This window comes from Pseudomonas sp. K5002 (genome assembly GCF_013386655.1).
Classification (GTDB): Bacteria; Pseudomonadota; Gammaproteobacteria; order Pseudomonadales; family Pseudomonadaceae; genus Aquipseudomonas.
Genome location: NZ_JACARK010001309.1, coordinates 1 through 1,702 on the forward strand (window position 1 = coordinate 1; position 1,702 = coordinate 1,702).

A 1,702-nucleotide genomic window follows, 5' to 3' on the forward strand; every position below is an offset into this window, starting at 1 on the left:
CCGGCATCGAGCTCGAACGCTTCAGCGTCGCGCCGCTGGGGGATGAGCTGCGCCTGAACGTGCATTGCCCGGACTGGGGCTGCGCCAAGACCGCCATGCACCAGCCGCACCAGCGCCTGCGTTTCGAGGCGGGCTACCTGCCCAAGGCGCTGCGCAATGAGCATATCGATGTGTACATCAGCACCTTCAATATGGGCCTGCCGCTGCCGCCCAAACCCCAGGGCCTGCGCACCGTGGTGCTGCTGCATGACCTGTTTCAGATCACCCTGGACAACTATCACGCCAACCGCCTGAAGGCGCTGATCTACAAGGCCAGTGATCGGCTGTCGATCACCTATGCGGTGCACACGGCAGACCGGGTGTGGACGCCTTCGCAGTACAGTGCCGACGAAACCGCGCGGCTGTTTCCCAAGGCGGCAGGCAAGATTCGCGTGTTGCCCAACCAGGTGGTGGGTTTTGTCGGACTGCCGGCGGACCTCTCGGCCCGGCAACTGCCCGAGCGCTACTGGCTGCTGGTGGGTACCCGGGAATTGCGCAAGAACGTGCCGTTCCTGGTGGACGCCTGGCAGCAAGCGCGCAGCCAGTCGCCGAGCGTGCCGGAACTGGTGCTGGTGGGCAGCCTGGAGCATTTGCCCGAAGCACAACGCAACTACCCGGGGATACGCGCCTTGAGCGGCGTATCCGACGCTGAATTGCACGGGCTCTACCGCAAGGCCTTGCGCCTGTGGCAGCCTTCCTACGCGGAAGGCTTTGGCTTGCCGGTAATCGAAGCCCTGAGCGTCGGCACTCCGGTGGCGGTGGCCAGCGGTACCTCGCTGGACGAAATCACCCCGCCGCTGGCACCGCGGTTTTCACCCACGGACGGCGCGGCGCTGGTGCAATTGATGCTGCACCTGGCCGACCAACCCGTCGAACAACCACCTGAACAGTTACGCAGCTGGGCCGAACGCTTCAACCACCAGGCCTACCGTCGGCGCCTGGCCGAACTGATCGAGGAATTGAATTGAGAATCTCACTGGGTAGCCTCGTCGCCATCGTCTTCGGCCTGCTGTTTGGTGGGTTGATCCTGTTTCTTTCCCCGGTCAAGGCCGTGCTGGCAGTGATCGGCCTGGCCGCTGCCGTGACGATTCTGCGGTTCCCGTTCTGGGGACTGCTGCTGTTCGCCCTGGTGGCGACGTTCATGCCCTACTCCACCCTCAACCTGGGGATTCGCAGTACGGTCAGTGAGGCGCTGATCGCCCTGACCTGGGCGGCGGTGATCTGGCACGGTTTCCTCTCGCGCCTGCCGGCCGCCCCACCGCTGTCGCGGCGCCCTACCGACCGCATGTTGATGTGGCTGATGATCTTCACAGTGGTGCCATTTATCGTCGGCCAGGTCAGCATCACCGCCGAGGCCAGCGGCGTGGCGAACTGGTTGCGTTGGCTGCTGAACCTGTCGGTGCTGTTCCTCGCCGCCAAGCTGCTGGTTGAACAGAAGAACCGCGAAGCCCTGGTGATCGCCTTGTTGCTGGGCACACTGGCGATGCTGGTGATGTCCATCGGTGTATTTATCCGCTCGCGCTCGGCCTCGGGCATGTTGCCGATCCTGACCCTGATGAACTACGGCAGCCTCGACACCCTGTCCCTGGGCCTGGGTGCCATGGCCTCGCGGATGGGTTCGCCATGGATGCACCCGAATGCCACCGGCGGGATCATGGCGCTG

1 protein-coding gene and 1 pseudogene are annotated in these 1,702 nt (G+C 64.3%); both read left to right on the plus strand.

Going from position 1 to position 1,702, the window contains the following annotated elements; genetic code table 11:
* Window positions 1–1,007, plus strand: a 1,007-nt coding sequence (locus tag HX846_RS35925) for a glycosyltransferase family 1 protein (RefSeq protein ID WP_178967314.1), incomplete at its 5' end; no start/stop codon positions are given.
* 2 nt (window positions 1,008–1,009) lie between these two features.
* Window positions 1,010–1,702 (plus strand): annotated as a pseudogene (locus HX846_RS35930) (O-antigen ligase domain-containing protein); the annotation flags it as partial.